We start from the raw sequence: 25,018 nt of genomic DNA on the forward strand, positions 1-25,018 counted from the left end.
GTCGATATTATGGCTACTATCCTACTCAAAAGAATTTTAAAGTTTAAAAAAAAATGCAAATTGATATTCAAAGTCGTGATGTATTCTATGTTTCTGACGGAACGGCTATAACATGTGAAACATTAGGGCACGTTGTTCTGGGTCAATTCCCGTTTAAAGCTAATGAGAAAACCTTTCCTTTCATTGAAAGCGAAGACAAATTATCTGACCTGATAAAAGAAATTGAAACTTCATACCAAAGAAGTGGCATAAAACCGTTGGTGTTTTTCTCCATCGTTATTCCTGAGTTTCGTCAGCGCTTGCTAGATTCGAACTCATATGGCTACGACGTGTTAGAGAGTATTGTTCAGAAAGTACAAGATGATATTCAGATGCAGCCGAAACCGAAGTTGCAGCGTTCGCGCAGTGTAGGACGCGATTCTGATAAGTACTTTGACCGAATCGCCGCGATTGAATATACCTTGGCGCATGATGATGGAATTACCCTAAAGGGGCTGGAAGAGGCGGACATCATCTTACTGGGGGTTTCTCGAAGTGGTAAGACACCTACCAGCTTATATATGGCGATGCAGTTTGGTTTACGCGTGGTCAATTATCCATTTATCGATGACGACTTGAAGCGCATGAGGCTATTGCCCGAGTTTGAGATTCATCGTCACAAGCTATTTGGATTAACTATTAATCCAGAGAGATTGACAGAAATACGCGAAAACCGATTAGCCGGTAGTGAATACGCTAGTAACGAACAATGTTTACACGAGCTGCAAACGGTAGAGTCTTTGTTCCGCCGTGAGGCGATTCCTTATATCAATACCTCTTCTCTATCGGTCGAAGAGATCTCGACTAGGGTGCTAGAGAAAACAGGGCTAAGAAGAAGACTTTTATAGCGATTACTCTCGTTGTCGAATAGTGCGAAGGTGTTGATCTAAATACTGTTTTAGCTCATGCCTTTGCTCTAATTTACGTGATATAAGCATGTAGAACTTGTGTGGTTTCATTTCAGGAACGGCGACAGAAACTAACTCATCCGTTATTAGGTCTATCCCCCACATCTCTTTAATTGCGTATAGGATTTCCTCCCAGTTGAGGTAGATATCGCATTCGCCTTGCTTTACCTTTTCTATACATTCATTTATAGAGTTTCCTACACGTTTTATATCTCCTAACCCAAAGTCGGAGTAATTGTAACCATGATTTCCGCAGACTTTGAACTGGGTAAGCTCCTGGACATCAGAGATTCTCAAACCGTCAGGAAAACGTGTTTTGGAATAGACATAGTGAGGCGTAATGGAGTAGTACCAATCTGTGTAAAGATAGTCTTTATTTCTCTGCTCATTAAAAGAGGCACTAAGGGCTAAGTCGAATTCCCCATTTTTTGCCCCGCGTAGGCATCGTGACCAAGAGGTCATGGTGATATCGTAGCTTAAACCTTGCTGGGTAAAGACTTCTTCCAATATGTCGACATCATAGCCTCGTGCTTTGTCGTTCAGTACATAGGTATAAGGCGGCCAGTCGATGGCATCTCCACAGACACGGATATGAGGAAGGTTATCTTGAGGGGCAGCGAGTCCCCCAAAACTGAGTAACAAGCTAACAACAATAATCAAAGGGCCAGTGATCCGAACCATCTTATAGCGCCTCTCAAGCACGATAACTTGAGTATAGCCAAGGTTCTCTGACCCTTCTAAATTACCTAAGCGGCTGGATAAATGAGAGGGAAGTCGAGCGTAGGGTGCGGTGCAACAATGGAGTCATAACCGTAAACACGTTTAATCATCTCCGGTTGCAGAGCTTTCCACGGCGCGTCATCGCAAACTAACTTGCCATCATGAAGCACGATTAATCGATCTGAGTATTGAGCGGCTAAGTTCAAATCATGCAGCACGACAATAATGGCAGTATCGTGTTCATCGGCTAATTTGCGCGCAATCTTCAACGTATTGTGCTGGTGGGCTAAGTCTAACGCGGAGGTTGGCTCATCAAGCATTAAGATCTTATTTTCGCCTGCCTGATCAAGCTGAACAAGAACGCGAGCCAAATGAAGACGCTGTTTCTCACCGCCAGACAGTGATGGGTACAAACGGTCACTTAAGTGAGTGACGTCCGTCATCTCCATATACTTATTCGCGAGCTTTTGTGCAGACTTGTTTGGCACATTTAAAGGAATCGCCCCAAGCTCAACCACTTCATGGGCAAGAAATGGGAAACTCAATGTACTGTGTTGTGGCAGCATTCCGAGGTGCTTAGCCAAGTCCGCTGTTTTCCATTGCTCTCGCGGCTGGTTGAAATAGTGAATGTTACAGCGTGACGGTATTTCTCCGCAAAGCAGTTTAAGCAATGTACTTTTGCCTGCACCATTAGGACCTAGAAGTGTAGTGACTTCTCCGGCTCGAATATCGACATTAATATCATCCAGTACCTTGCGAGCGCCGAACTTCATGGAAATATGCTTACCTGATAAAACGACTTTACTCATCAGATGATTTTTCCTTTTTGCTTGAAGAGTAGATAGATGAAGAAAGGCGCACCGATGAGTGCTGTAACAATACCTACAGGCAACTCTGCAGGAGCGACGGCAACACGAGAGAACATATCGGCAAACGTAAGCAATAAAGCGCCCATCAGTGCCGAGATTGGTAATAGGGTTCGGTGATCTGGGCCCGATAGCATTCTACCTAAGTGAGGGATGACCAAGCCGATAAAGCCAATCATGCCAGAAACACTCACAGTGACACCAACGCCAACAGCGGTTAACAGAATCAGCTGACGCTTCAAGCGCTGTACAGGAATGCCCAGATGGTTGGCTTCCGCTTCGCCTAGCAAAAGAGCGTTCAGTGACATCGCCTTACGCACAAATATGATCATCAATAAAACCAGCGTGATCGCACATAAGATGATGCTGGTCCAATTTGCACCTGCTAACGAGCCCATTGACCAGAGGGATAAGTCGCGCAGCATTTGGTCATCAGCTCTAAAGTTCATGTAACCGATTCCCGCACCCGATAGAGCACTAATCGCCACACCGGCTAACAGCATGATAGTCACAGACGTGCCCATCTTGCTTGTGCCTAACTTATAGACAAGAACAGTCGTCAATGCACCACCAAGAAAGGCGAATATAGGCACAGCGGCTAAGTTCATAAATTGAGGGTATTGTTCGCTAAGGTCAGCAAACAGAACGATAGCTAACGCAGCCCCTAATGATGCACCTGCTGAGACACCGATAATACCGGGTTCAGCAAGGGGGTTGCGAAACAAACCTTGCATCACAGTGCCACAGATAGCGAGTATTGCGCCTACCAACATGCATAAGATAGTGCGTGGAAAGCGTATTTCATGGATAACCAAATTCACATGTGGGGCTAACTGTTCTGAACGAAACATAAGGCTTTGGACACTTTCCCAAAAGCCAATGTTCATAGGGCCAACAGTGACGGAACTGATCGCAGTAACAACCAAGGCAATACCATATATGGCAACAGCAGCGCTAAGCGGCAGACGGCGTAAAAGCATAGTAGTGACTCGTTATTTCAGAAGCTGGCCTAAGCGCTCAGCTTCAGACAGGCTTTTTAGTCCAAGTCCGCCGACTAATGCGTGACCATCAATTTGAATAAATTGCTTGTTCTGTCCTGCTGGAGTTGCCGCGAGCATTGGCATTTTCTTCAATATTTCGTCAGCACCACCCAGTTTGTTATAGCTTCGCCCGCTGACCAAAATAATGTCTGGCTGCATTTCGACCATAGCTTCGGTAGAAAGCGGTTTGTATGAACTTAACTGGCTAGCGGCTGGGTTAACACCACCTGCGAGTTCAATAATCGCGTTAGGGGTGGTATCGCGTCCGGCGACGTTGGCAGGTCTTCCTTCGTGGATAAGTAGGAACAGCACTTTCTTCGCTGATTTTTGCCGAGATTTGTTCTTTTCTAAACTAGCAATCTGCTCGGTTACTTGCTTTTTCAACTCGCTTGCTTGCTGCTCTGCTTGAGTGAGTGCGGCGATTTCATCAATACGTTCAAGAAGACCTTCTGGAGTCGGTTTTGTATTGACGATATCAACTTCAACACCTGCTGAGCGAAGCTGGCTGAGAGCCGTCTCTGGCCCCATCTCATCCGAGCCAATCAAGCGATTTGGGCCGAGAGCTAAAAGACCTTCTGCTGATAAACGTCGGTGATAACCTATTTTCGGCAGCTGCAATGATCCTGGTAGTTCGCTAGTTACGTCAACTGCGACCAGCTTCTCCTGCTGATTTAAAGCGATAAGCAATTCTGTAACGGCACTTCCTGCACTGACAATTCTTTCGCTTGCGATTGATGTTGAAGCCATTAACGATAAAGAAAGGGCGGTTACGGTTTTTATAAGGGCTTTTTTATACATGTTGAACTCGATTATTTAGTTTCTTCCGTGAGTAGCTGTGTCGCTTGAATACCGTTTTCTTGCAAAAAGGCGAGCAACTTCACTAGGTGTTGAACTTCGGCTGTTTTATCTGCACCTATCACGATGGGCTGTTTGTTAGATTTATATTCTTCCAGTAAAGCTAGGGTGAAATTCTCCCAGTCTATGTATTCTTTTCCATCAATTGCCCAGTGAGGTTCTGCCTCCAAGATATTGACGGTTAGAGATTTAGTATCCACCTCTGACACTACTTGCGAGTCAGTAGTCGGCAGGTCAACTTCAAGTGAGTCGAGCTTTACTGCCGCGGTGAGCATCAAAAACACCATGACGATAAAAATAATATCGAGCAGAGGCGTAAGATCAGGGGTCAAGCCGAAGCGATTTTCTTCCTGCTTAACCTTGATCATGAACTCGCCTCAGTGGTTAAGTTCGCGGAGGGCTTTATTGTGGTCAAAGCGTTATCTGGTGAGACATGTTGAAGGCTAATACCTTCCAACCATAGGTTTACGTAGTTAAGAGTGTGCTCTAATTTCGCCATGACTTTATCGGCCCACAAGCCGAGAAGTTGGGCTCCGGCAATCGCAGGTAGTGCAATAAGAAGACCTGCGGCTGTGGTTCTCATTGCCAAGCCAAGTCCGTCGGCTAGGTCATTAGGGGTAATGTTGCCGGTCGAGGCCGCGACGCCTTTAAACATCTCTATCAGACCTAACACTGTTCCCAGTAAGCCAATCAGTGGGCTAATCACCCCAATCAGAGTCAGGAGTCTCAATCCTGAATTAAGCTGGTGGCGTTTTTCTTGTAACCACATACCTGCTGCGTCTTCACGCAGAGCTTTAGAAAATGAGTGGTGAGCAAGCAGCATGGCTACACCTTTGTAGAGCAAAGGTCGGCGAGGTGATAGTTTTTCTGCCAACGCCTCGATTTGATGGCTGTCAGTTGGGCTAATCTGCTTTAGTTCGCTACGAATGGCTCGTTTGCCAACACCTAGGCTAATCATGACTTGAAAAAGACGCTCGGCAATAATCATTAATGTGAGTGCTGAGCAGATGATCAATGGCCAAGCCATAAGACCTAATTGTTGTTGCAATTGTTGTAATTGTTCCATTATCGATCCAACTTAAAACGAACAGGGATTTGAACACGATGAGCCATTTTTTGCCCATCGACAGAGTGGGGTGAGAATCGCCACTTCTTGATTGCTGCGAGTGCTGATTTATCAAGCATGTCAGTGCCTGAAGATGAGATAAGGACTTGTTTAACTTGTTTGCCATCCTCATCTAGCCAAATTTCATAAAGGGCGATGCCTTCAATGCCGCGTTTTCTCGCCAATCGCGGATACTTGGGAGCAGAAGGACGAGTGAGAAACGATGGCCTAGTGACCATTACAGGTTGAGAGCTTGCCCCTTGATTAACCAGCTCTGGCTGGGCTTTTGATTCGTGTTGCTTAGGCGCTTGCTTTTTTTCAACGACCTTTTGCGCGGGTTTCTCTTTTGGTTGGTTAGCCACAGGTTGTTTTTTAGGTACAGGTTTCGCTTTGGTGACCTTTTTTTCTACCTTGGGCTTTTTCTTGACGACTTTTTTTTCGACTGGTTTAGGTTGTTTTATGACCTTTTGGGGCTCAGGCGGAGTCACTTGTTCTTTAGTCGGTTCTGGTTCAGCTTTTGGCTGTGACTGTGTTACCGGTTGTTCTACTGGTGTGGCAGGCGGCGTCGCGACTGCTTTAAAATTAATCGACACAGAACTTGATTGTGCCCCGGCAGGCATTGCAAAGGCTTTTGGCTCTTGTGCAACGAACACGAACGCAGCGTGGATAGCTAACGAAATGCTACCTGCAATGGTGTATCGCTTGACGTTCACTTGAGTTCTCCATGATTCATATCGGTGACCAGACGGATTAGAATTATTACCTACAATGCAAATAAGATCAATTATCAATTGCATTATCATTAGCGCCAATTTATGATCGTTTCCAGTTTTTAAGAATTTAGCGTGAGGCTAGAGCTGACAAGCGCTGAGAGATTTATGAAATGCTAGATATTTATAAATTTGATGAATCAATTTTGGCGACAGATACGCCAGATCCACTTCGCTTTGCTTTTGCCAAAAAGTCCTCCCCTCATGCAGGAGGTATGGCAGCCCCTTTATTGCCTGAGCAGAAAGCCGAAGTATTAAATAGACTCTATGCCTCACAAGGGGAAAAAAATGATAAGCGCTGCTTATACATTCACATTCCTTTTTGTCGAGTTCGCTGTACCTTTTGTAACTTTTTCCAAAATGCTGCTAGCCGAAAGCTTGTTGATGACTATTTCGAAGCCTTGATGGTTGAAATTAAGCACAAAGCAGCAATGCCTTGGACCCAATCTGGAACCTTCCATGCGGTTTATATTGGTGGGGGGACGCCCACCGATCTGTCGGCGGAGCAAATCGAGCGATTGGGTAAAGCCGTTCGAGCGCATTTCCCTCTATCGACTGATTGTGAGATCACTCTAGAAGGAGGAATTAACCGCTTTAGTGATGAAACATTTGAGCGCGCTTTAGAGGGTGGTTTTAACCGGTTTTCATTTGGTATTCAGAGCTTCAATACGCAGGTTCGACGCAGTGCGAAACGTCTCGATGATCGAGAAGCAGTACTGGAACGTGTGAGCTCCTTAAGTGCCACTGATCAAGCGCCAATAATTTTAGACTTACTCTATGGCTTACCTTACCAAACCTTAGAGGTGTTTGAGCAAGATCTGAACGACTTTATGGCGACAGGTGCTCACGGGTTAGATTTATACCAGTTAGTGGTTGGTGGTAACGCTCCAATGTTGAATCTAGTCGAGAAAGGAAAGATCCCCGCACCAGCAACGACACCTGACAAAGCATCAATGTACCAGCTAGGTTCAGAATTCATGCGAAAGCATCACATGCGACAGCTAAGCGTTAACCATTGGGCTAGAGATAACCGTGAACGCAGCCAGTACAACTCGTTAGCAAAAACCTATGCTGAGGTATTACCTATTGGCTGCGGGGCAGGCGGCAACATCGGTGGCTACGGTATGATGAACCATCGAACACTAGAAACCTACATGATAGCTATGAAATCTGGTGACTCATTAGTCGCGATGATGACTAAGCAGCACGCATTGGAACCGATTTTTTCTGTCCTGAAATCAGGTTTTGACCGCGGTGTATTATCGCGGGCAGCAATGCCTAAATTTTTAGGACTATCCTCATTTGATTTCTTATTACCTTTATTCCACAACTGGCAAGAAAAAGGGCTAGTTCAAATTGAAGGCGATTATCTCTCATTAACTTTGGCTGGGCAATTTTGGGCAGTAAGCCTCGCTCAAGCTTGTATTCAAGTACTACAGCCAACGTATCAAGAAAAAAACGCGCTCGAATCAGTCGCGATGTAAATGGAAAAACTATGGAAGCACTAAAACAGCAGGTTGCTCAGCTTATCGAGCAAGAACCCACTCTACTACCCGCAGCAATTGCTGAGAAACTCAATGTCTCTGAGTTTGAAGCGGTAGCGGCCTTACCTGAAGAAATGATTGCTTTGGTGGATGGAGAACAAGCTCAGCATATCTTAGAGAGCTTAGTTGGATTCGGCCCTGTTACTACAATTGTTCATTCTTTTGGTTCAATCTTTGAAGTAAAAGCACCGTTTCCTAAAGGAAAAGTTGCTCGTGGTTACTATAACTTGATGGGACGTGAAGGCGAACTACACGGCCATCTGAAGATAGATAATGTTAAGAACATTGCTTTAGTGAGTAAACCTTTCATGGGTAGAGAAAGCCACTACTTTGGTTTCTTCTGTGAAGCGGGAAACAACATATTTAAGATCTACCTAGGTCGTAATGAAAAGCGTGAATTGATTGAATCGCAGGTAGCGACATTCAAACAATGGCAGCAAGAGTTTAAAAAGTAATTCAGAATAATAAGAGAAAGTTAGGAGCCTCAACATGGATCAACAAGTTAAACAAGAACGCCTTCAAGGACGTCTAGAACCGGAAATTAAAGAGTTTCGCCAAGAGCGACGTACTCTGCAACTGGCGACAGTCGACGAAAACGGACGTCCAAACGTAAGCTATGCACCATATGTGCAAAACCAAGATGGCTATTTTGTTCTTATTTCTGAAATCGCTCGTCATGCGCGTAACCTGCAGGTAAACCCAAATGTTTCGATCATGATGATTGAAGACGAAGACACCTCTAAGCAGCTATTTGCTCGTAAGCGTTTAACGTTTGATGCAGTCGCTTCTGTCGTAGAGCGTGATACTGAGCAGTGGACTCAAGTTGTGGCACAAATGCAGGGGCGTTTCGGTGAAATCATCGACGGTCTAAGCCAGTTGCAAGACTTCGTTCTATTCAACCTTAAAGCCGACAAAGGTCTGTTTGTAAAAGGTTTTGGTCAAGCATATCAAGTGTCAGGTGATGATTTAGTAGATTTTGTTCACCTAGAAGAAGGGCATAAAAAGGTATCAAACGCTTAAATTTGTTTTAAGTTTTAGAGCCTAGTAAGCTAATTCTATTCAAAGGAGCCACATTGGCTCCTTTATTTTTGCTAAGGATTTATTATGCGCCCTGTAAGTAAAGAGCATGGAGAGATCTGCTACCCGTTTATCTATGAAGATAGCCCAGTGTGTGATTTTGAAATTGCCGCCGATGAACTGTGTAGTCGAATCGGTCTCGTGTTAACGATGGAATTAGACGCATTGTGCCGCGATATTTTAAGCCGCGTGCAGCCGAACGTTTATCACTTGAATGGTTCCGTTCGAGGTAAATTAGCGATTGATGAGCAGCAACTCCAAGAGCTCTATCAAGACTATAACCTGTTGCGAGATAACTTAGATGGCGGTTTTCGAGGTTTTGTCCTTCCCGGCGGTCATCCTATTTCTGCAGAGCTCCATCTATGCCGAACTCAGGCGAAGAAAATAGTCCGCGCCTTGGTTGCGGTTGAACATTCAGGTAAAAAGTCTCCAGCGCCAATTCTATTCCGCTACGCTAACTTACTCGCTAACGTGATGTATACATTGGCTTCTTACACCAATTTGCTTCATGAAGTGGATGAAGTCGAGTTTGTTAGCCGCAGTTACTAAACCTGCATTATAAAGGTAAGAGTAGGGGGTTAAACTGCCCCCACATTGTTAGAAGCTAGAGCCAGGCTGTGTAAGGAACTCTGTTTCTTCAGGAGTGCTAGATCGTCCAAGAATGTCATTGCGATGTGGATAACGTCCAAATCTGTCAATAATCACCTTATGCTTCAGTTCAAACTCATAATTGCTTTCCATTCCCGCCACGTTAAACAGCTCAACCGCTTGCTGATGGATGATCGCTGACTCGCTGTGCATAAACGGCATATAGAGAAAGCTTCTTTGCTTGGTTTCTAACTCTTGATCTAGCCCTAGTGAAATCGCCTCTTGTGCGAGGGCGAGCGCCAAAGGATCTTGGGCAAAGGCCTTAGGAGTGTTGCGATAGATATTGCGAGAAAACTGGTCTAACACAATGATTTCAGCGAGTCGTCCTTGGCTAGAGTCTCTCCACGTGAACAGTTCACTCTGGGCGGCACTTTTAAGTAAATCACCAAAACGAGATGTGATTGTCTTATCTAACTCTGAGCTGCTGACAAACCAGTCTTTTGGCTCTAACTCGTTAAACCAAAAATTCAGAACGTCTGTTGCATTGGGAAGTGTACTCATAATTCTATCCTTGTGATGAGGTTAGTTGATGATGGATAAGAGTGGTGAGCTTTTCAACCCCAAGTTTCCAATCTGGGTTCGATAAAAAGTTGGAGCAGCTAAAGCGGATGCAATGAGAGTATTGCCCTGAGGTATCAAAAATGGTACCGGGTAAAATGCTGATTCCTAGTGATTTTGTTTGCTGATACAAAGCACTACTATCGAAACCATTGGGTAACGCGAGCCAGAGTAAAAACGAACCTTGCGGCAAGAGTAGTTTAAACTTACCGTTTAAACTCGGGTACTGGTTGAGGCTACTGCTTAGCTTTTGGTAAAACAGCTTAGTGTTATTTTGGTACAAGCGCTGCATGCGTTGCACGTGCTGCCGGTACTTGCCAGAACCGAGGAATTCAGCTACGGCAGATTGCATTAGATTCAGGCTGCCCATGTTGTCACACATGAGGAATTTTTCTATTTTCGCTTGATATTGCCCTGCCAGAATCCAGCCGATGCGCAAGCGGGAATCAAGCATCTTAGAAAGCGAATTTACATAGATAACCCGATCTTGCGTATCAAGGGTTTTCAGTGGCGGGATCCCATCATCAAATGCAAGTGCACCAAAAACATCATCCTCAATGATGGGAATAGAGCCTGTTACTTCAAGCAATTTCAAACGGTTGTCTAAAGGCATTCTCGCCCCGGTCGGATTGGTAAAGTTGGGAGTGACAAGCAGTGCTTTCACATCCCAGTTATCTAGTGCATCTTGCAGTGATTGAGTATCGATACCAGTACGCGGGCAGCTTGGAATCTCGACCACTTTGAGCCCTAAGGACTCCATCAAAAGTAAGTTACCAAAGTAACAAGGTGACTCAACCGCAATGATGTCACCTGTCTTGGTCAAAGCGCGAAGCGCTAAACTGATTGCCTGTTGGGCACCATGAGTAATAGCGATCTCATTTTTGCCTGCATTCACACCCAGATCTTGGCTAATCTTGGTCAGGTGTTTGAGCAATAGCTCGTTGCCCGGAGGCAGTTGATAGTGGCTTGGGGTATGGCTTTGACGTCGACTATGGCGACCTATTTCTGCATAAAGACTTTTGATCGCAGGCGTATCAATATTTGGGTGAGCAGAGCCTGTCGCTAAGAGCTCCTGTTGGTGTGAGTAAGTAAGGATCTCTTTGCAAACCGAAAGCAAATCAACGTTATTGGGCGCATGTGCCATTGGCGCTTGTGAGGTGCGAGCAGACACGCGATAACCCGATTTAGGTACCGTATAAATCATTCCTTGAGCTTCCAGCTCTTGATAAGCACGAATGACGGTGTTTTTGCTTACAGTTAACGTATCGCTCAGTGCTCGAATTGAAGGGAGTTTATCTTCATCTGCTAACAAGCCTGCATCAATCTTCTGCCTGATGTATTGTTCAACCATCAGATACTTATTACTCGCATTCATTAATCTGTACCCAATAAATAATCCAAATCTGTATCTTTAAGCTTTTTCTGTACCTATTAAAGTAAACCTATATTAGCGATTAGATCCAGAGGAAAGTTCATGTTAGTTCGGCTCATCCCATTTGTGTTTGTAGTTCTTTGGGCTTCAGGCTTTGTTGGTGCAAGGTTTGGGCTTCAGTATGCCGAGCCTGCGACATTGCTTTCTTTGCGCATGGTGTTGAATGTCGCCTTGTTCGCGGTTTTGATTGTGTTCTTACGCCGCCGCTTGCCGACAGGTAAAGCTTTGCTGCATTGCGCCGTGGTAGGGGTGCTTATTCACGGTTTCTATCTTGGTGGCACCTACCTTGCCATTGATCTAGGAATGCCCGCAGGGTTGAGTTCACTGCTAGTAGGTTTACAGCCAATACTGACAGCGCTGATATTAGTCGTTTTCGTAGGGCAGTCATTTAAAGCCTCTCAATGGTTGGGGCTGGCGCTCGGCTTTGTCGGGATAAGTCTTGTTTTGATGGGTAAAGTAGATTGGCAATCTGAAACGCATAAGACAGCGGCGATCATCCTTTGTTTGATCTCTTTGGTCGGCATTACTGTTGGGACTCTGTATCAGAAAAAGTTCTGCCAAGGCGTCGATATGGTGGGCAGTGCGGCGGTTCAGTATTTTGCCGCGAGCCTGCTGTTTATCCCCTATGCGGCGAGTTTTGAATCCATGCAAGTCGATTGGAGTTTACCGTTTGTTCTTACCATGATTTGGCTGGTGGTGGTTCTGTCATGTATTGCGATTCTGCTGCTGCTTTATATGGTAGAGCATGGGGCGGCATCCAGTGTGGCTTCTGTTTTTTACCTAGTGCCGCCAACAACGGCTGTCCAAGCTTGGTTGATGTTTGGCGAATCTTTCGACGGGCTAGGTGTGCTTGGTTTTGCCTTTGCGGCGCTTGCGGTTTACTTGGTTGCCAAAGCGCCGGAGTTTAGATTGTTTAAGCGAAGAAAAGATAAACTCACTCATCCACACTCTTTATAGGTATTGGCAAATATGGTGAGGGATCTATAATCCCGCTCCTTATTGTTGTTTGAGCTTTTTGTGTGAAAGAAAGTAGAAAACCAGATCGAGTCGCCGCAATGAAAGGCATTATTGAGCAGGTAAAAAATACCTTACCTCTTTATGCGCCAGAAACGTTTGTGTGTGGCACTAAAGGTAATTGCGTCGGTTGTCCAAAGAAATTGTTAGAAATGGTCGACTCTGAGCTGAGTTATTGGGAGTCTGCGATAGATAGAGGCATCACTCCACAGTTCGATGAGATTCGTCGATTTGGTAAAATGTGCTCAAGTGTTAAGCGCGGCTTAAGTCGAAACGGTCTAATTTAATTGAATCTCCCCCTTTAGAACTGGTCATCTCTAGACTAACTTTAGTATTAGATGGCAATTAGGGGGAGAACATTGTGATTCACAACATCTCTGTTTACCACTTGCTTGTGGCGCTTGCTGTTTGGTTGTTATCTCCAAGCGTATTGAGCAACGACAAAGATTTACGAGAAGTCTCGTTTTATACCGAGGCTTACCCGCCTGCCAATTTTCTCAAAGACGATCAGATTACTGGGTATGCAGTTGAGATACTAATGGAAGCTAGTGCCTTGGTTGAAGAACCTGTAACTCAATCTCAGATGACGTTGCAGCCATGGGCGAGATCTTACCGTACAGTACTTACCCATGAAAATTCTATTCTATTTTCAACGACTCGCTCCGAGCATCGTGAAAAGTTATTCCAGTGGGTCGGACCAATTGTCGATATAAAAGTCGTTGTTTTGGCGAGGAAAGATTCGAATATACAAATCGATAATCCGTTAGACATGGCGAAGTACCGTATTGGAGTGATTCGAGATGATATCGGGGAGCAAAGCCTGTTAGAACTGGGTATACCAAGAGACTCGATGCAAGAGGCCTCTTATGTCACCGTTTTGGCTGAACAACTAATGAAAAAGCGTATCGATCTGCTTGTCTATGCTGACCGTGCTGCTTATTGGTGGTCGCGTCAAGCTGGGGTAGACCCAAGCATATTTGAAGCTGTTTATGTCGTTAAAGAAGGGGACTTGTATTTTGCTGTCAATCGCAATACAGATAAGGCGATCGTCAACAAGCTTCAGAAAGGTTTAGACATGCTTAAGAAGAAAGATGCTTCAGGGCATAGCCGCTATCAAGCTATTTTGGACAAATACTAAAAAGGACAGCTTGAGCTGCCCTAACTAGCTTAGACTTTGGCTTTTTTGACAAAGTATGGATTGTCGAACTTTTTAGGGTTTCCCAATTCAGAAACCACCAATTTGTTCCATAACTGAATATCAAACTCACCTTTCTCTATCGAAGGGTACAGTGTCTCTGCTTCTTCAAGAGCGAAGCGGATGAACTGCTTCTTCTTAATCTGATTGTACTTACGCGCCACACGATTATGCTTTGAAATCCACTCTTGCTTAAACGCAATCAAGCCTGGTTCTGCTTCTTCTAGCGGTAATCTCGATAAGTAAATACGCTTGTATGATACCTTACGATCCATCATGGTGCGCATTGCTGTTTGAATGTACTTACCATGATTGGTAATCGAGATATCGTTATTATCGAAAAGTTGGACACTCCAACCCGACGGAAAAAAGTTAGGCTTTCGGTACTGCTTGTTCCTAACTTCGATTGCTTGGTGCATGACAAGATCAGAAGTGCCATTGAACGTCTGCTGCCATTTGCCTATTCGGATCTGTACAGCCGTTGGCAATCGATAAATATTGGTGAATTTATCTTGTTCCATATTAGGTACACTATTATACGTCTATGAATATGAAGACGGGAAAAAGGCGAACACGCGGAGCGCCTTAGACATTGCTTGTTTTTTATTCTGCCACAGTGTAATGACTAGCGCGTGTGCAATCTAGTGGATTGAGTCAATAATAAGTCAGAACTGTGGCGGCTTACTTTAGCGTTAGATTATACATGATAACGACTGGCTGTGCGATATGTGAGCGATAACAGTTGTATCAATTCATTAAGCATAGCCACTATAGCTTAAACAATACCCAGTAAAGTGTATCTACTACTATGGGGCTACTGCGCCACCTAAGGTTAAGTTTGTCGGCCATTTCGAAATACGGTTACCACCCAGAAAGATATTGCCTTTAACTGTCATGGTATCGGGGAAAGAGGTAATCTTCGAGCCGCCGATATAAAGATTGCCATCGATGGTGATTCCTTCTGGGAGTGTTTCAAGCGGAGTGCGTATTACGCTGAGATCGCCTTTTACGCGCAATCTCGGCGGTAACGAGGTGAGGGGAGTATCTGTTAGATTGATATAGCCACCGACTTTGACACCAGAAGGCCATCTTGCGATCTGGGAGCCAAGTAGGTTGGCATAACCTTTAATGGTTACCCCTTTATCTATCTTACTTAGGCTGCAGTTGGTCGCAGTCAGGCTGCCCTGAATGTCGACGCCTTTGGGAATTCGTTTAATCGAGGTTTTAGCAATGTTTAGGTTACCTTTCACCACCAAACCACTGGGCAGTTCGGTATAGGGTTTATTGCGCAAATCCAAGTTACCATAATTGTCTAGGTGGTTAAGTATGCGAAACTGATCTAAAGCAACAGCATGAGTATTCAGAGAAAACATGACTAACAAGATTGAAAACAGAATACGCAGCATAGTCGAACGAGTTTGAAAGAGTGATACCTAATATTAAGTCTAGGCTTAAATAGTGCAACGATATTGGCCACTAGAAACAAAAAAACGGGCTGAATAGCCCGTTTTAGATAAAAATCAAATAGTTGATTATCGCGCTAGAGAGCGTGTTTTCAGTTCAAAGATAAGCTTTTCAGCACTCACTTCAAACTTAAAACGAGCCGTTAACTCAGTCGACTCTTCAGTGATAGGAGACACTTCAAATTCAACAGCTGCACAAACTTGCTTGGCTAACTCAACATACTTATCCAGTTCTGCTTGTAGTAGCGTTTGGCCAGCTGCAAAGATAGTTACTTCAGCAACATCATCACCTTCTTTAATGATGAAACCCATTTCGCCTGCACAGCCACATGCTTCGCATACTTGTTCTGGTTCGGTGCTCATCTCAAATCAATCCTCTTACAAATAATAGGGCTATATTAACCAGTAATTAGATCTGAATCCATAAAAAGGACTCTGCTAACTTTAGAGAAAATAACAGTATGATCTATTGTTTGCTGAAATTTTGCGCAACTATAAACACGCCGAATTGGTCGTCTCTAAGTGTGATTTAGATCAATAAATTACGAAAATTCATGTCATTCTCATGTCAGAATGCTATTCAGTTAGTTGTAAGCTCTAACAAATTGTAAGATTATCGGTCGCTCAATATTATATAAACAAAAAGATAACGTCCTTTGATTTCATAAATATCATCAATGATTATTTGTGGAAAATTAGCTTGCATTACACAACAATTAGATGAGCCGTATGGTTTAATTGTGGTTTGGTCTTTTACGTTGATAGATGACGTACGATACTAAAACGGAAGTTAGTGACATTGGACGTCAATAATTAAAGACGGATATACAGAGAGAAGAGCCTAAACATGCCAAAGCGTAGTAAAGAAGATACTGAGATCACCATCCAGAAGATAATGGATGCGGTAGTAGACCAACTATTACGACTCGGTTACGACAAGATGTCGTATACGACACTAAGCCAACAGACAGGCGTATCAAGAACAGGTATTAGTCACCATTTTCCAAAGAAAACCGACTTCACTGCTGCACTGGACGGTCGCATTTTTAAAATGTTTGTCGAACACGTTGATTTCGAAAACGGACTGGACGCATTTTCATCTAGCTGGGTTGCTGCGCTAGATAACGAAGAGTTTCGTGCGATCCTACGTCTACTATTCCACCACATTGTGACTTCTCAAAGCACACACGAGTTTGCCAGCAATGGTATCGAGCGCCTTTACAAGGTTTGTGAAGAGAAGCTTGGCGAGGGTAGTGCAAAAGAACTTGAGTGGCTAATTGGTCGTTCACTGATTCGAATGGCGCAATAGCCAAAAATTAAAAGCCTTCTTCGGAAGGCTTTTTTGATTCTTGCGGCGCTAAGTCTGTCTATAGCTTTCTAAATTGGGTCACAAGCTTTCCTTGCGAGTCTAAATTGTCAACCAGCCCTTCACACTCATCTTTCGTGTCACTCGCCAGCACATTGGTTGCAGCACATACATCACTGATTGACTGAACGCTTGAGTTCATCTCATCGGTTACTCTCGCCATCTCTTCAATCGCGGTCGCGATTTGATTGTTTCGATCTGAAATATCCGTGACTTGATGAAGAAGGGCATCCAGTTTGTCCCCAGAGGTATTGGCGCAATCGACACAAATATCTGAAAGCTGATTACCTTCATTCATGGCCTGAACGGCTTTTTCAGTGCTAGCTTGAATAAGTTTGATGATGTTCTGGATCTCTTCTGTTGACTCATGGCTTCGCTGTGCCAGTTGGCGAACCTCATCTGCCACTACGGCAAAGCCTCGGCCTTGTTCGCCCGCGCGTGCTGCCTCAATCGCGGCATTGAGTGCTAACAAATTGGTTTGCTCAGCCACACCTTGGATAACAATCAAGACTTCACCAATGGTGCGCCCATGTTCAACCAATTGTTGGATAACCTCAGAAGCAACGCCTAGCTGTTTGGAAAGTTCATTGATGGAGTCAATCGTCTGAGTTACGGAAGCTCTACCTTCATTCGCTGCGGTTCCCGCTTGTTCGGTGACGTCGGAAGCACTTTGCGCATTTTGCGCAATCTCATTGGCGGTAGAGTGCATTTCATTGATGGCAGCGGCAACTTGCTCGGTCTCTGAGGTTTGACCAACCAAATTCTCTGCCGTTGTTTCACAGTTTCTCGCCGAAGAGCTCGCAGCTTTAGATATCTGCTGATTGGAGTCTTGAATACGTCCAACAATAGAGTTGATTTCTGATTGACGCATTTTGAGGGCGAGTTGTATTTCCGAAATGTCATCGACACGTTTGTTATAGACAAGTTCCATCAGTGGGTTATCAAATATTTTGCGTGCTTGTGTTGAAAGTGTTTCTAAACGCCTTGTCTGTGTATATGCAGTGATCGTACTCAACACAAAAAATGTCCAGATTGCAGCCAATGGAGAATACGCAGCGATAAAACTTGTCAGAAGGGCTATCAAAAGCATGACGGCAGACATACGCTGCCACAACCGTGTACGTGGAAGCTTGAGCTGTAGGGGTGTTTTACCTTGATTGAGCTGTGCGTATATTTTTTCGGCGTTTTTCACATGCTGTCGGTTCGGGGCTAAACGAACGGATTGATACTCTACGGTTTTGCCATTTTCTTTAATCGGAGAGGCAAAGGCATCTACCCAATAGTGGTCTCCATTTTTGCAGCGATTTTTCACCAAGCCCATCCAAGAGTTACCTTGTTTTAAATAACCCCACATGTTCTCGAAAGCTGCTGGTGGCATGTCTGGATGGCGGACGATGTTATGTGGTTGACCCACTAACTCATCTAATGTGTAACCGGCAACTTCGCAAAAATCTTGACTAGCATAGGTGATATGGCTGCTTGGTTTGGTTATAGAGAGTAGGTTGTATTCTGGTGGATATGTGACTTCCCTTTGAGTTACGGGTTGGTTTACGCGCATAAGGTACCCCTATTACTTCCTTGACTAAAACGATTTCTAACGACCGAGTTCCATTCAGTATATGAACAAATTGAATACTTGACCTAATTACTGAGATTTACCCTGCTTTTGATTCTTTTGTTATTTGTCACGTCAATTATCTGGTCTAAGCTTAATTGCATAATCAATTATTAAGACTTTAGTTGAAGCTTTCCTAGAGCGACGAATAAAGGTGAGGAAGCAAGGATGTCAAACAATAAGTCAGTCGGTTCATACACAAGTGCGGACAGCTTACTCAAGTTGCATGATTTAACAGAGGCAGACTTGGCGCTTATCCGAAAGTTCGGTGATCTCATGTTGCCTAAGTTACATGAGTATGTAGGTCACTTTTATGACTGGCTGGAAAATCAACCCGAATATATTCAGTTCTTTGCGGACGATAAAAAGTTAAAACGAGTTCAGAGTGCGCAAATTGAATACTGGAGTACGTTTTTCAAAGCCAAGGTCGACGACGAATACGTTAAACAGCGTCGTGATGTCGGAGAGGTACACGCCCGTGTCGGTTTGCCCCTACCTACCTACTTCGCAGGTATGAATATCTCGATGGTTATTTTCACTAAAAGGATGTACGACGGAAGTTTATACAGTGACGAGTACAGTTCACTGGTGACCGCTTTTACCAAGCTGCTTCATTTAGATACCACCATCGTAGTGGATACCTATTCACGCCTAATTAATCGCCGCATCGCCGAGCAGAGCGAAGCGCTTTTGGCTATGTCTACGCCAGTGACCATGGTGTGGCAAGATATCTTGATGTTGCCCATTGTCGGCATTATTGATTCCAAACGCGCGCAAGACATTATGTCGGCAGTGCTCAACAAAATATCGGAACACCGAGCCAAAATCTTCATTATGGATATCTCAGGCGTTGCCGTTGTTGATACCGCTGTTGCCAATCATTTTATCAAGATAACCAAAGCGACCAAACTGATGGGCTGTGATTGCTTAGTGTCGGGTGTATCACCGTCCATTGCCCAAACCATGGTTCAGCTTGGAATCAACGTTGGTGAGGTACAAACCAACGCGACCTTAAGAGATGCACTAGAAAATGCGTTTGAAATGATGGGGTTAAATGTACAGGCACTAAAAGCACTCTCTTAGCTTGAGGCTTAGCATAATAATGAAGAAGTCAATCTCCATAAGTCAGCTACAAAATGTTCTTGTCGCAACAATTCAAGTCGATTTGAGCGATGAGATCTTAGATGACTTTCGCCTTCATTTATTAGAAAAAGTCGGCAGCCATTCGATCAGTGGTGTGCTGATTGACTTATCAGAAGTGAAAACATTAGACAGAGCTGATTTCGATAAGCTGTTTACCATCGTAAAAACGGTACAAGTGATGGGCAGGCGTTGCCTGTTTGTTGGCATACGACCTGGTATCGCTATGGCATTGGTAAACATAGGCTATCAAACAGAGCAACTGCCTTGTGTTCAGAGTATCGATGATGGTTTACAACTGATAGGAGGCGTCAGTGATTGATACCAGAGCATTCGCGAAAGTGATAGAAACCCATCAAGTTAATTCAGAGTCAGATGTAATGGGTGTCGTCATGGCGGTGTACACCATAGCTCAGCAGCTTGGGTACAGTGCGCCAATTGTCAGCGAGCTGGCGACTTCTGTTTCTGAGCTTGCTACCAACATTGTGAAATACGCGGGAGAAGGCGAGGTGTCTATTCATCATGTTGAAACCTCGTTAAATATAGGATTGAAAGTTATCGCTTCTGATTCAGGGGACGGGATTAGCGATTTAACAAATGCGTTGAAGGACAACTATTCGACTGGGCAATCACTCGGGCTAGGGCTTCCAGGTGTGGTGAGAATGATGGACGATTTTGACATTCAGTCATCACCTGAGCAAGGAACAGTGGTGACCATTACTAAGTGGAAAAGTTAGTATGGGATTTCAATACAGCATTAAGTGCGTCCCATATCGAGATGAACCGGAAGCCGGGGATGGTTTCCATATCTGTGAGCTAGAAAACGGGCTGTTGGTCACTATTATCGATGTTTTAGGTCATGGAGTAAAAGCGGCCCAACTGGCTCGACAAATAGAAGAATTTCTTAATGATTTCGCTAGCGCTGATATTGATTGGACGATGCGCCAAACCCATCAATTCCTAGTAGGAAGTTTAGGCGCAGCGATGACAATAGTTTTTTTCGAACCCACCAAGTTAAAAGGTTATGGCTTGGGTGTTGGCAATACTCTTATTCGTCATCTTGGAGACAAAGCAACGAGTTTTCATGCACAAGCGGGGATTGTCGGTGAGACACTTCCCAATCTAAGGCAATTTGAATTCGAATTTTCTGAAGATTCGACATTCCTCTTGACCACCGATGGCGTCAAAGAGAACATTTCCCAAGCTGAGTTAGATCATGCCAATGGAAAGGCCTTGGATTACATCTCCTCTTATTTTATTGAGTCGTTCAGTAAACCTTTTGATGATGCGACCGCGATTGTTGTGAGGTTCACTCATGACTAATCAATATCACCTAACCGTTGCCAATAGTGACGTTTCTAGAATTGCACTGCGAAGAAAAATCGCGTCGATATTAGATGTTATTGGCTGCCAACACTTTGAACGCGACCAATTGCTAATGCTTGGTAGCGAAATCCCAAGATATCTCTATACGCTGACAGACAAAGTTGAATTGATAGCGGCAGTAGATGATGAATTGCTGATGTTCGAATGGCGTTGTCCTGAACTGTCAACAGCTATTCCCCATTTAGCCGTTCCTATACTCGATGTCCAGATCTTAAAACAGAGTTTAATCTGGCGAATACGATTAGGGGGCTCGCTTACTGCCCCGCAACATACCGCCATAGCAAACATACTTGGAGAAAAGTCACGAGATGAGTTGCTGGAAGAATTGCAACTGAAAAACCTAGCCTTAGCCGAGCATCAACAAGGTTTAGAGGCTGAAATTGAGCGCCGAACCAAAGACCTAAAAGCCTCTGAGGCCCTGTCGAGTACCATTATAGATGGTGCACCGTCGAGCGTGGTGATCATTGACGTACACCAGAAAATCATTATGTGGAACAAAACGGCACATGAGACTTACGGTTTTACTTCACAAGAGGTAAGCGGCAAGAACTTATGCGAGTTACTTCAAATTGAGTTGCCTGAAGAGTTAGAAGAGGTGCTCAGTGGCGAGCTTTCTATTGACGATCAAGAAAAGGTCAGTGGCGGGTTCTTTGAGGTTGAGACGTTCACCAAAGATGGAAGAATGATTCCAATTGATTTGGGTATCAGCATTTTTTGGTTTGATGACCAGTGCTGCGCCGCGATGTTTCTTCGTGATGTGACGTCGAGAAAGTTAGTCGAAGAAGAGCTTACCGTTGCACGGGCGAAAGCAGAGGAAGCCGTAGAAGTAAAATCCATGTTCTTAGCCAATATGAGCCATGAAATTCGCACGCCAATGAACGCGATTATTGGAATGTCTCACCTTGCTTTAAAAACGGACCTTTCACCTAAGCAACACGATTATTTGTCTAAGATCCATAACTCGGCTTCTCTATTGCTCGGTATCATCAACGACATCCTCGACTTCAGCAAAATCGAAGCCGGCAAACTCAGCATAGAAGAGATCGACTTTTATCTCGATGATGTTCTACATAATGTATCTATGGTTACGGGGCAAAAAGCGTTTGAAAAAGGGCTAGAGCTGTTATTTAAGGTTTCTAAAGATGTACCTAAAGTGATCAAAGGCGATCCACTTCGCTTGGGGCAAATTATCATTAACTTGGTGAACAACGCGGTTAAGTTTACAGAGCAAGGCGAGATAGCTGTCAGTGTGACTATTCGTCCGGAATCAGAACATCGAGTCTTCCTATGTTTAGAGGTTCAGGATACTGGGATTGGTATGTCTCAGGAACAAGTTGATAAGCTGTTTAATGCGTTTACCCAAGCGGACGGTTCGACGACGCGTCGTTATGGGGGAACCGGACTGGGTCTATCTATCTGTCGAAGACTTGTGGAATTGATGGGGGGAGACATTCGAGTCGACAGCACGCCAGATAAGGGCAGTTGTTTTTCTTTTAATGTCTTAGTGGGATACGAAGAATCAAATCAAAATAAATGCTTAGTGGTTCCAGACACGCTCCAATCAGTAAAAGCGCTAGCGGTAGATGATAATGAACATGCTTTGCTTATTATGGAGGACTTGCTAGACATTCTGCCTAACAAGCCAGTCATGGTCTCAAGTGGGCACAAAGCACTACACGAGCTTGAGCAAGCCTCAGCGGCTGGAGAGCCCTATAACCTAGTGTTCATGGATTGGAAGATGCCTGAAATGAGTGGCATCGAAGCCACTAAGCGGATCCGACAACAAATCAAACCGCAACATCAACCCAAAATGGTCATTGTGACCGCTTATGACAAAGATGACATATCCAATGAGCTAGACGATTTAGATATTGCCGGATTTTTATCGAAACCAATAGGGCAGTCATTTCTCTTCGATCTGTTAATGGATTTGTTCTCGCCAAATGGTTCATCGTCAAGCGCTCGTCATAAGTCAAAGACAGAAAAAGACGGCAGTATGTTTAACGGATTGAATGCGCTGCTCGTTGAAGACAATGAGATCAATCAGCAAATAGCGGTTGAGCTGATGGAAGACAAAGCGATTCATGTCACGGTGGCAAACAATGGCTTAGAAGCATTACAAATCTTAGAAAAAAACAGCGATGCCTTTGACATAATCTTTATGGATCTGCAAATGCCAGTTATGGATGGTTACGAGGCAAGTCGCCAAATTCGGTCCAACGAGTTATACGACGCCATTCCACTGGTTGCCATGACTGCGCATGCGATGATTGAAGAGAGAGAAAGGTGTTTAAGTTTAGGTATGAATGAGCATGTATCTAAACCGATTGATCCTGATGCCCTTTACTCGACGATAAAGCGCTGTTGTGTAGACAAGTTGGACATGAATGACGCTAGGCAGCAGTTTGTTGTTTTAGAGCAAGAGAGTGACAGTTCTGAAACGACGAGCTACTCGATTCATGATATTGAGTTGCTTGACGCTAAGAGTGGGTTAATGCGTGTCGCGGGGAATGAAGTCTTGTATCAAAGATTGCTCTCTCAGCTTGTTGATAAAGAACATGATTTCTGCAAACGCTTAGACATAGCACTTGAAAAGCAAGAGTACTCCCATGCGAAACTCTTGGTACATACACTTAAAGGCTCGGCAGGCAACTTAGGCGCAACGCGATTATCTGATATTGCAGCGCGACTAGAGTCACAACTAGGCAATGGTGAACCTACACAGGAATTTGACAATTTAGTTGATGAGCTAAAAGCACATTTAGAACCGTTCTTTATGGCGGTATGTAAAGGGTTAGGTCGGCCTTATCCTACTGAAGTTAAAGAGAATTTAGATGACGAGAGTGTTGCGTTGATCGCTCGCCTTGATATGCTACTCAATGAATTTGACTCCAGTGCTATCGACTTTCTTGACGAGCACTACATACGACTCAATACTTTACTAGAGTCGGAGAACTTCGAAGCCTGCTGCCGGAACATTCATGATTGTGATTTTCTTGCCGCAAGTAAGGCGTTGAAAAAGGCAATCAGTATCTATCCATTAGATATTGAGAAAGTGTTTGGAGAGTCAAGTGGCTGATTCGGTATCAAGTGTACTTGTTGTTGATGACAACGCTGAAAATCGGGTGCTTTTAAGTAGCCTACTTAAGCCGCACCACAAAGTCATTGTGGCTACAAGTGGCCAACAAGCCTTGGCTATCTGCGAAAATCACTCCCCAGACATTGTTCTGTTAGATATCATGATGCCTGAAATGGATGGCTATGAAGTCTGCGAGCGCCTCAAAGCCAACCCGAAAACCCAGCACATTCCGGTTATCTTCCTTACCGCTAAAACTCAGATAGAAGATGAGCAACGGGGTTTCGAAGTTGGAGCTGTCGATTATATCCTTAAGCCGATCAGTCCACCGACTTTGTTGTCGCGCATCAACACGCATCTCAAGCTACGTTTCACGATGGAAGAGCTGTCTGAGCAGAACGAAAGCTTGGAACAACGGGTGAAAAAACGCACCCGAGAGTTAGAAATGCTGCAAGATGCGACAATTGGTGCAATGGCTTCATTAGCGGAAACTCGGGATAACGAGACGGGTAACCATATTCGACGAACACAAAACTACGTGAAGCTACTTGCAGAACAGTTATTGTTGAATGGGCATTATCAAGATGAGTTGAATGCAGAGTCGATAGAGTTACTTTATAAATCCGCACCACTGCATGATATTGGTAAAGTTGGTATTCCAGATAGTGTTCTGCTGAAGCCAGGAAAATTAACCGATGAAGAGTTTCATTTGATGAAGTTTCACACCACGCTTGGCCGGGCAGTGTTGCTTACAGTTGAAGATTCCATCGATTTCCAGTGTGACTTTCTTCAGATAGCGAAAGAAATCGCCTACAGTCACCAAGAAAAGTGGGATGGCAGCGGTTATCCGGAAGGTTTATCAGGCTATGATATTCCTTTGAGTGCGCGGCTTATGGCGGTTGCTGATGTCTATGATGCGCTAATTTCAGAGCGCGTATATAAACCGGCTTTTTCCCATGAGAAAGCGGTAGGAATTATAGCTGACGGCTCAGGTAGCCACTTCGAACCCTTGATGGTCGATACCTTCTTAGCAATAGAAGAAAAATTCAGAGAGATTGCGTCAACGTTTCGCGATGAAGGATTTGACGAGGACTCATTCAATCAAAAAGCGAGTGGTGAAGAGTAAGCCTAATGTTGGTCTAGTGGTCTTACCTACTGTTTACTCAAAAGAAATTTGCCGCCTAGCGTACCGGGTGTGCAA

General features: G+C 44.3%; 28 protein-coding genes. 15 read left to right on the top strand and 13 right to left on the bottom strand.

Going from position 1 to position 25,018, the window contains the following annotated elements; all coding sequences use genetic code 11:
* The first annotated feature begins 53 nt into the window (after window positions 1–53).
* Window positions 54–887 (top strand): posphoenolpyruvate synthetase regulatory kinase/phosphorylase PpsR, encoded by an 834-nt coding sequence (gene ppsR, locus LYZ37_RS17395; protein WP_272788108.1) that lies wholly within the window; start codon window positions 54–56, stop codon window positions 885–887.
* 3 nt (window positions 888–890) lie between these two features.
* Here ppsR and LYZ37_RS17400 read toward each other — a convergent pair whose 3' ends face one another.
* The 7 genes from LYZ37_RS17400 to LYZ37_RS17430 all read right to left on the bottom strand — a co-directional run bounded on the left by LYZ37_RS17400 (window position 891) and on the right by LYZ37_RS17430 (window position 6,246).
* Window positions 891–1,628 carry a substrate-binding periplasmic protein gene (locus LYZ37_RS17400; RefSeq protein ID WP_272788109.1) on the bottom strand — a complete coding sequence of 246 codons (738 nt, stop codon included), beginning with the start codon at window positions 1,626–1,628 and terminating at the stop codon, window positions 891–893.
* Between the two features lie 65 nt (window positions 1,629–1,693).
* On the bottom strand, window positions 1,694–2,476 hold the full coding sequence (locus LYZ37_RS17405) for a heme ABC transporter ATP-binding protein (RefSeq protein WP_272788110.1): 783 nt from the start codon (window positions 2,474–2,476) through the stop codon (window positions 1,694–1,696).
* A complete protein-coding gene (locus LYZ37_RS17410; protein WP_272788111.1) occupies window positions 2,476–3,513 on the bottom strand; it encodes a FecCD family ABC transporter permease in 1,038 nt (345 codons plus the stop codon). Before LYZ37_RS17410 ends, LYZ37_RS17405 begins: the two co-directional genes overlap by 1 nt.
* 12 nt (window positions 3,514–3,525) lie before the next feature.
* Window positions 3,526–4,371: a heme/hemin ABC transporter substrate-binding protein gene (locus tag LYZ37_RS17415; RefSeq protein ID WP_272788112.1), complete on the bottom strand. Its 846-nt coding sequence runs from the start codon at window positions 4,369–4,371 to the stop codon at window positions 3,526–3,528.
* Window positions 4,372–4,382: 11 nt separating this feature from the next.
* On the bottom strand, window positions 4,383–4,796 hold the full coding sequence (locus LYZ37_RS17420; RefSeq protein ID WP_272788113.1) for an ExbD/TolR family protein: 414 nt from the start codon (window positions 4,794–4,796) through the stop codon (window positions 4,383–4,385).
* Window positions 4,793–5,494, bottom strand: a complete 702-nt coding sequence (locus tag LYZ37_RS17425) for a MotA/TolQ/ExbB proton channel family protein (RefSeq protein WP_272788114.1) — start codon at window positions 5,492–5,494, stop codon at window positions 4,793–4,795. The genes LYZ37_RS17420 and LYZ37_RS17425 overlap by 4 nt, the downstream gene beginning before the upstream one ends.
* Entirely contained in the window at window positions 5,494–6,246 is a 753-nt protein-coding gene (locus tag LYZ37_RS17430) for an energy transducer TonB (protein WP_272788115.1), read from the bottom strand. The genes LYZ37_RS17425 and LYZ37_RS17430 overlap by 1 nt, the downstream gene beginning before the upstream one ends.
* Before the next feature lie 170 nt (window positions 6,247–6,416).
* Between LYZ37_RS17430 and hutW the strand changes: the two genes are divergently transcribed.
* The 4 genes from hutW (at window position 6,417) to LYZ37_RS17450 (ending at window position 9,473) form a co-directional block, all read left to right on the top strand.
* The gene (hutW, locus tag LYZ37_RS17435; RefSeq protein ID WP_272788116.1) at window positions 6,417–7,787 is read left to right on the top strand and encodes a heme anaerobic degradation radical SAM methyltransferase ChuW/HutW; all 1,371 of its coding nucleotides are present in this window, start codon (window positions 6,417–6,419) and stop codon (window positions 7,785–7,787) included.
* A gap of 11 nt (window positions 7,788–7,798) precedes the next feature.
* On the top strand, window positions 7,799–8,302 hold the full coding sequence (gene hutX, locus LYZ37_RS17440) for a heme utilization cystosolic carrier protein HutX (RefSeq protein ID WP_272788117.1): 504 nt from the start codon (window positions 7,799–7,801) through the stop codon (window positions 8,300–8,302).
* A 34-nt stretch (window positions 8,303–8,336) separates the two neighbouring features.
* Entirely contained in the window at window positions 8,337–8,867 is a 531-nt protein-coding gene (hutZ, locus tag LYZ37_RS17445; protein ID WP_004745628.1) for a heme utilization protein HutZ, read from the top strand.
* An 84-nt stretch (window positions 8,868–8,951) separates the two neighbouring features.
* Window positions 8,952–9,473: an ATP:cob(I)alamin adenosyltransferase gene (locus LYZ37_RS17450; RefSeq protein WP_272788118.1), complete on the top strand. Its 522-nt coding sequence runs from the start codon at window positions 8,952–8,954 to the stop codon at window positions 9,471–9,473.
* 48 nt (window positions 9,474–9,521) lie between these two features.
* On the opposite strand, the gene LYZ37_RS17455 is transcribed toward LYZ37_RS17450, so the two are convergent.
* Complete coding sequence (locus tag LYZ37_RS17455) at window positions 9,522–10,073, bottom strand: DUF924 family protein (protein ID WP_272788119.1); 552 nt, start codon at window positions 10,071–10,073, stop codon at window positions 9,522–9,524.
* A 4-nt stretch (window positions 10,074–10,077) separates the two neighbouring features.
* Entirely contained in the window at window positions 10,078–11,505 is a 1,428-nt protein-coding gene (locus LYZ37_RS17460; RefSeq protein ID WP_272788120.1) for an aminotransferase-like domain-containing protein, read from the bottom strand.
* A gap of 99 nt (window positions 11,506–11,604) precedes the next feature.
* Here LYZ37_RS17460 and LYZ37_RS17465 point away from each other — a divergent pair, with 99 nt between their 5' ends.
* From LYZ37_RS17465 to LYZ37_RS17475, 3 genes are all read left to right on the top strand, one after another.
* Window positions 11,605–12,519, top strand: coding sequence for a DMT family transporter (locus LYZ37_RS17465; protein WP_272788121.1), 915 nt, complete (start codon window positions 11,605–11,607; stop codon window positions 12,517–12,519).
* A 98-nt stretch (window positions 12,520–12,617) separates the two neighbouring features.
* Window positions 12,618–12,863, top strand: coding sequence for a hypothetical protein (locus LYZ37_RS17470; RefSeq protein ID WP_069669160.1), 246 nt, complete (start codon window positions 12,618–12,620; stop codon window positions 12,861–12,863).
* 74 nt (window positions 12,864–12,937) lie between these two features.
* On the top strand, window positions 12,938–13,714 hold the full coding sequence (locus LYZ37_RS17475; protein ID WP_272788122.1) for a substrate-binding periplasmic protein: 777 nt from the start codon (window positions 12,938–12,940) through the stop codon (window positions 13,712–13,714).
* A 29-nt stretch (window positions 13,715–13,743) separates the two neighbouring features.
* Here LYZ37_RS17475 and LYZ37_RS17480 read toward each other — a convergent pair whose 3' ends face one another.
* The 3 genes from LYZ37_RS17480 to LYZ37_RS17490 all read right to left on the bottom strand — a co-directional run bounded on the left by LYZ37_RS17480 (window position 13,744) and on the right by LYZ37_RS17490 (window position 15,597).
* Complete coding sequence (locus LYZ37_RS17480) at window positions 13,744–14,292, bottom strand: MSHA operon transcriptional regulator (protein ID WP_171320750.1); 549 nt, start codon at window positions 14,290–14,292, stop codon at window positions 13,744–13,746.
* Between the two features lie 285 nt (window positions 14,293–14,577).
* Entirely contained in the window at window positions 14,578–15,144 is a 567-nt protein-coding gene (locus LYZ37_RS17485) for a hypothetical protein (protein WP_272788382.1), read from the bottom strand.
* A gap of 159 nt (window positions 15,145–15,303) precedes the next feature.
* Window positions 15,304–15,597 carry a YfcZ/YiiS family protein gene (locus LYZ37_RS17490; protein WP_004748556.1) on the bottom strand — a complete coding sequence of 98 codons (294 nt, stop codon included), beginning with the start codon at window positions 15,595–15,597 and terminating at the stop codon, window positions 15,304–15,306.
* A 484-nt stretch (window positions 15,598–16,081) separates the two neighbouring features.
* On the opposite strand from LYZ37_RS17490, the gene LYZ37_RS17495 reads away from it, so the two are divergent.
* Window positions 16,082–16,543, top strand: a complete 462-nt coding sequence (locus tag LYZ37_RS17495) for a TetR/AcrR family transcriptional regulator (protein WP_004748557.1) — start codon at window positions 16,082–16,084, stop codon at window positions 16,541–16,543.
* A gap of 58 nt (window positions 16,544–16,601) precedes the next feature.
* On the opposite strand, the gene LYZ37_RS17500 is transcribed toward LYZ37_RS17495, so the two are convergent.
* Complete coding sequence (locus tag LYZ37_RS17500; RefSeq protein WP_272788123.1) at window positions 16,602–18,158, bottom strand: methyl-accepting chemotaxis protein; 1,557 nt, start codon at window positions 18,156–18,158, stop codon at window positions 16,602–16,604.
* A gap of 225 nt (window positions 18,159–18,383) precedes the next feature.
* On the opposite strand from LYZ37_RS17500, the gene LYZ37_RS17505 reads away from it, so the two are divergent.
* Genes LYZ37_RS17505 through LYZ37_RS17530 form a run of 6 tightly spaced genes read left to right on the top strand, consistent with a single transcriptional unit; the run spans window position 18,384 to window position 24,943 of the window.
* Entirely contained in the window at window positions 18,384–19,298 is a 915-nt protein-coding gene (locus LYZ37_RS17505; protein WP_272788124.1) for a protoglobin domain-containing protein, read from the top strand.
* Window positions 19,299–19,317: 19 nt separating this feature from the next.
* Window positions 19,318–19,677 carry an STAS domain-containing protein gene (locus LYZ37_RS17510; RefSeq protein WP_272788125.1) on the top strand — a complete coding sequence of 120 codons (360 nt, stop codon included), beginning with the start codon at window positions 19,318–19,320 and terminating at the stop codon, window positions 19,675–19,677.
* Window positions 19,670–20,092 carry an anti-sigma regulatory factor gene (locus tag LYZ37_RS17515; protein ID WP_272788126.1) on the top strand — a complete coding sequence of 141 codons (423 nt, stop codon included), beginning with the start codon at window positions 19,670–19,672 and terminating at the stop codon, window positions 20,090–20,092. Before LYZ37_RS17510 ends, LYZ37_RS17515 begins: the two co-directional genes overlap by 8 nt.
* Before the next feature lies 1 nt (window position 20,093).
* A complete protein-coding gene (locus tag LYZ37_RS17520) occupies window positions 20,094–20,678 on the top strand; it encodes a SpoIIE family protein phosphatase (RefSeq protein ID WP_272788127.1) in 585 nt (194 codons plus the stop codon).
* Window positions 20,671–23,820 (top strand): hybrid sensor histidine kinase/response regulator, encoded by a 3,150-nt coding sequence (locus tag LYZ37_RS17525; RefSeq protein WP_272788128.1) that lies wholly within the window; start codon window positions 20,671–20,673, stop codon window positions 23,818–23,820. The genes LYZ37_RS17520 and LYZ37_RS17525 overlap by 8 nt, the downstream gene beginning before the upstream one ends.
* Complete coding sequence (locus tag LYZ37_RS17530; protein WP_272788129.1) at window positions 23,813–24,943, top strand: response regulator; 1,131 nt, start codon at window positions 23,813–23,815, stop codon at window positions 24,941–24,943. Before LYZ37_RS17525 ends, LYZ37_RS17530 begins: the two co-directional genes overlap by 8 nt.
* Window positions 24,944–25,018 lie beyond the last annotated feature (75 nt).

This window comes from Vibrio tubiashii (assembly GCF_028551255.1).
Lineage (GTDB): Bacteria > Pseudomonadota > Gammaproteobacteria > Enterobacterales > Vibrionaceae > Vibrio > Vibrio tubiashii_B.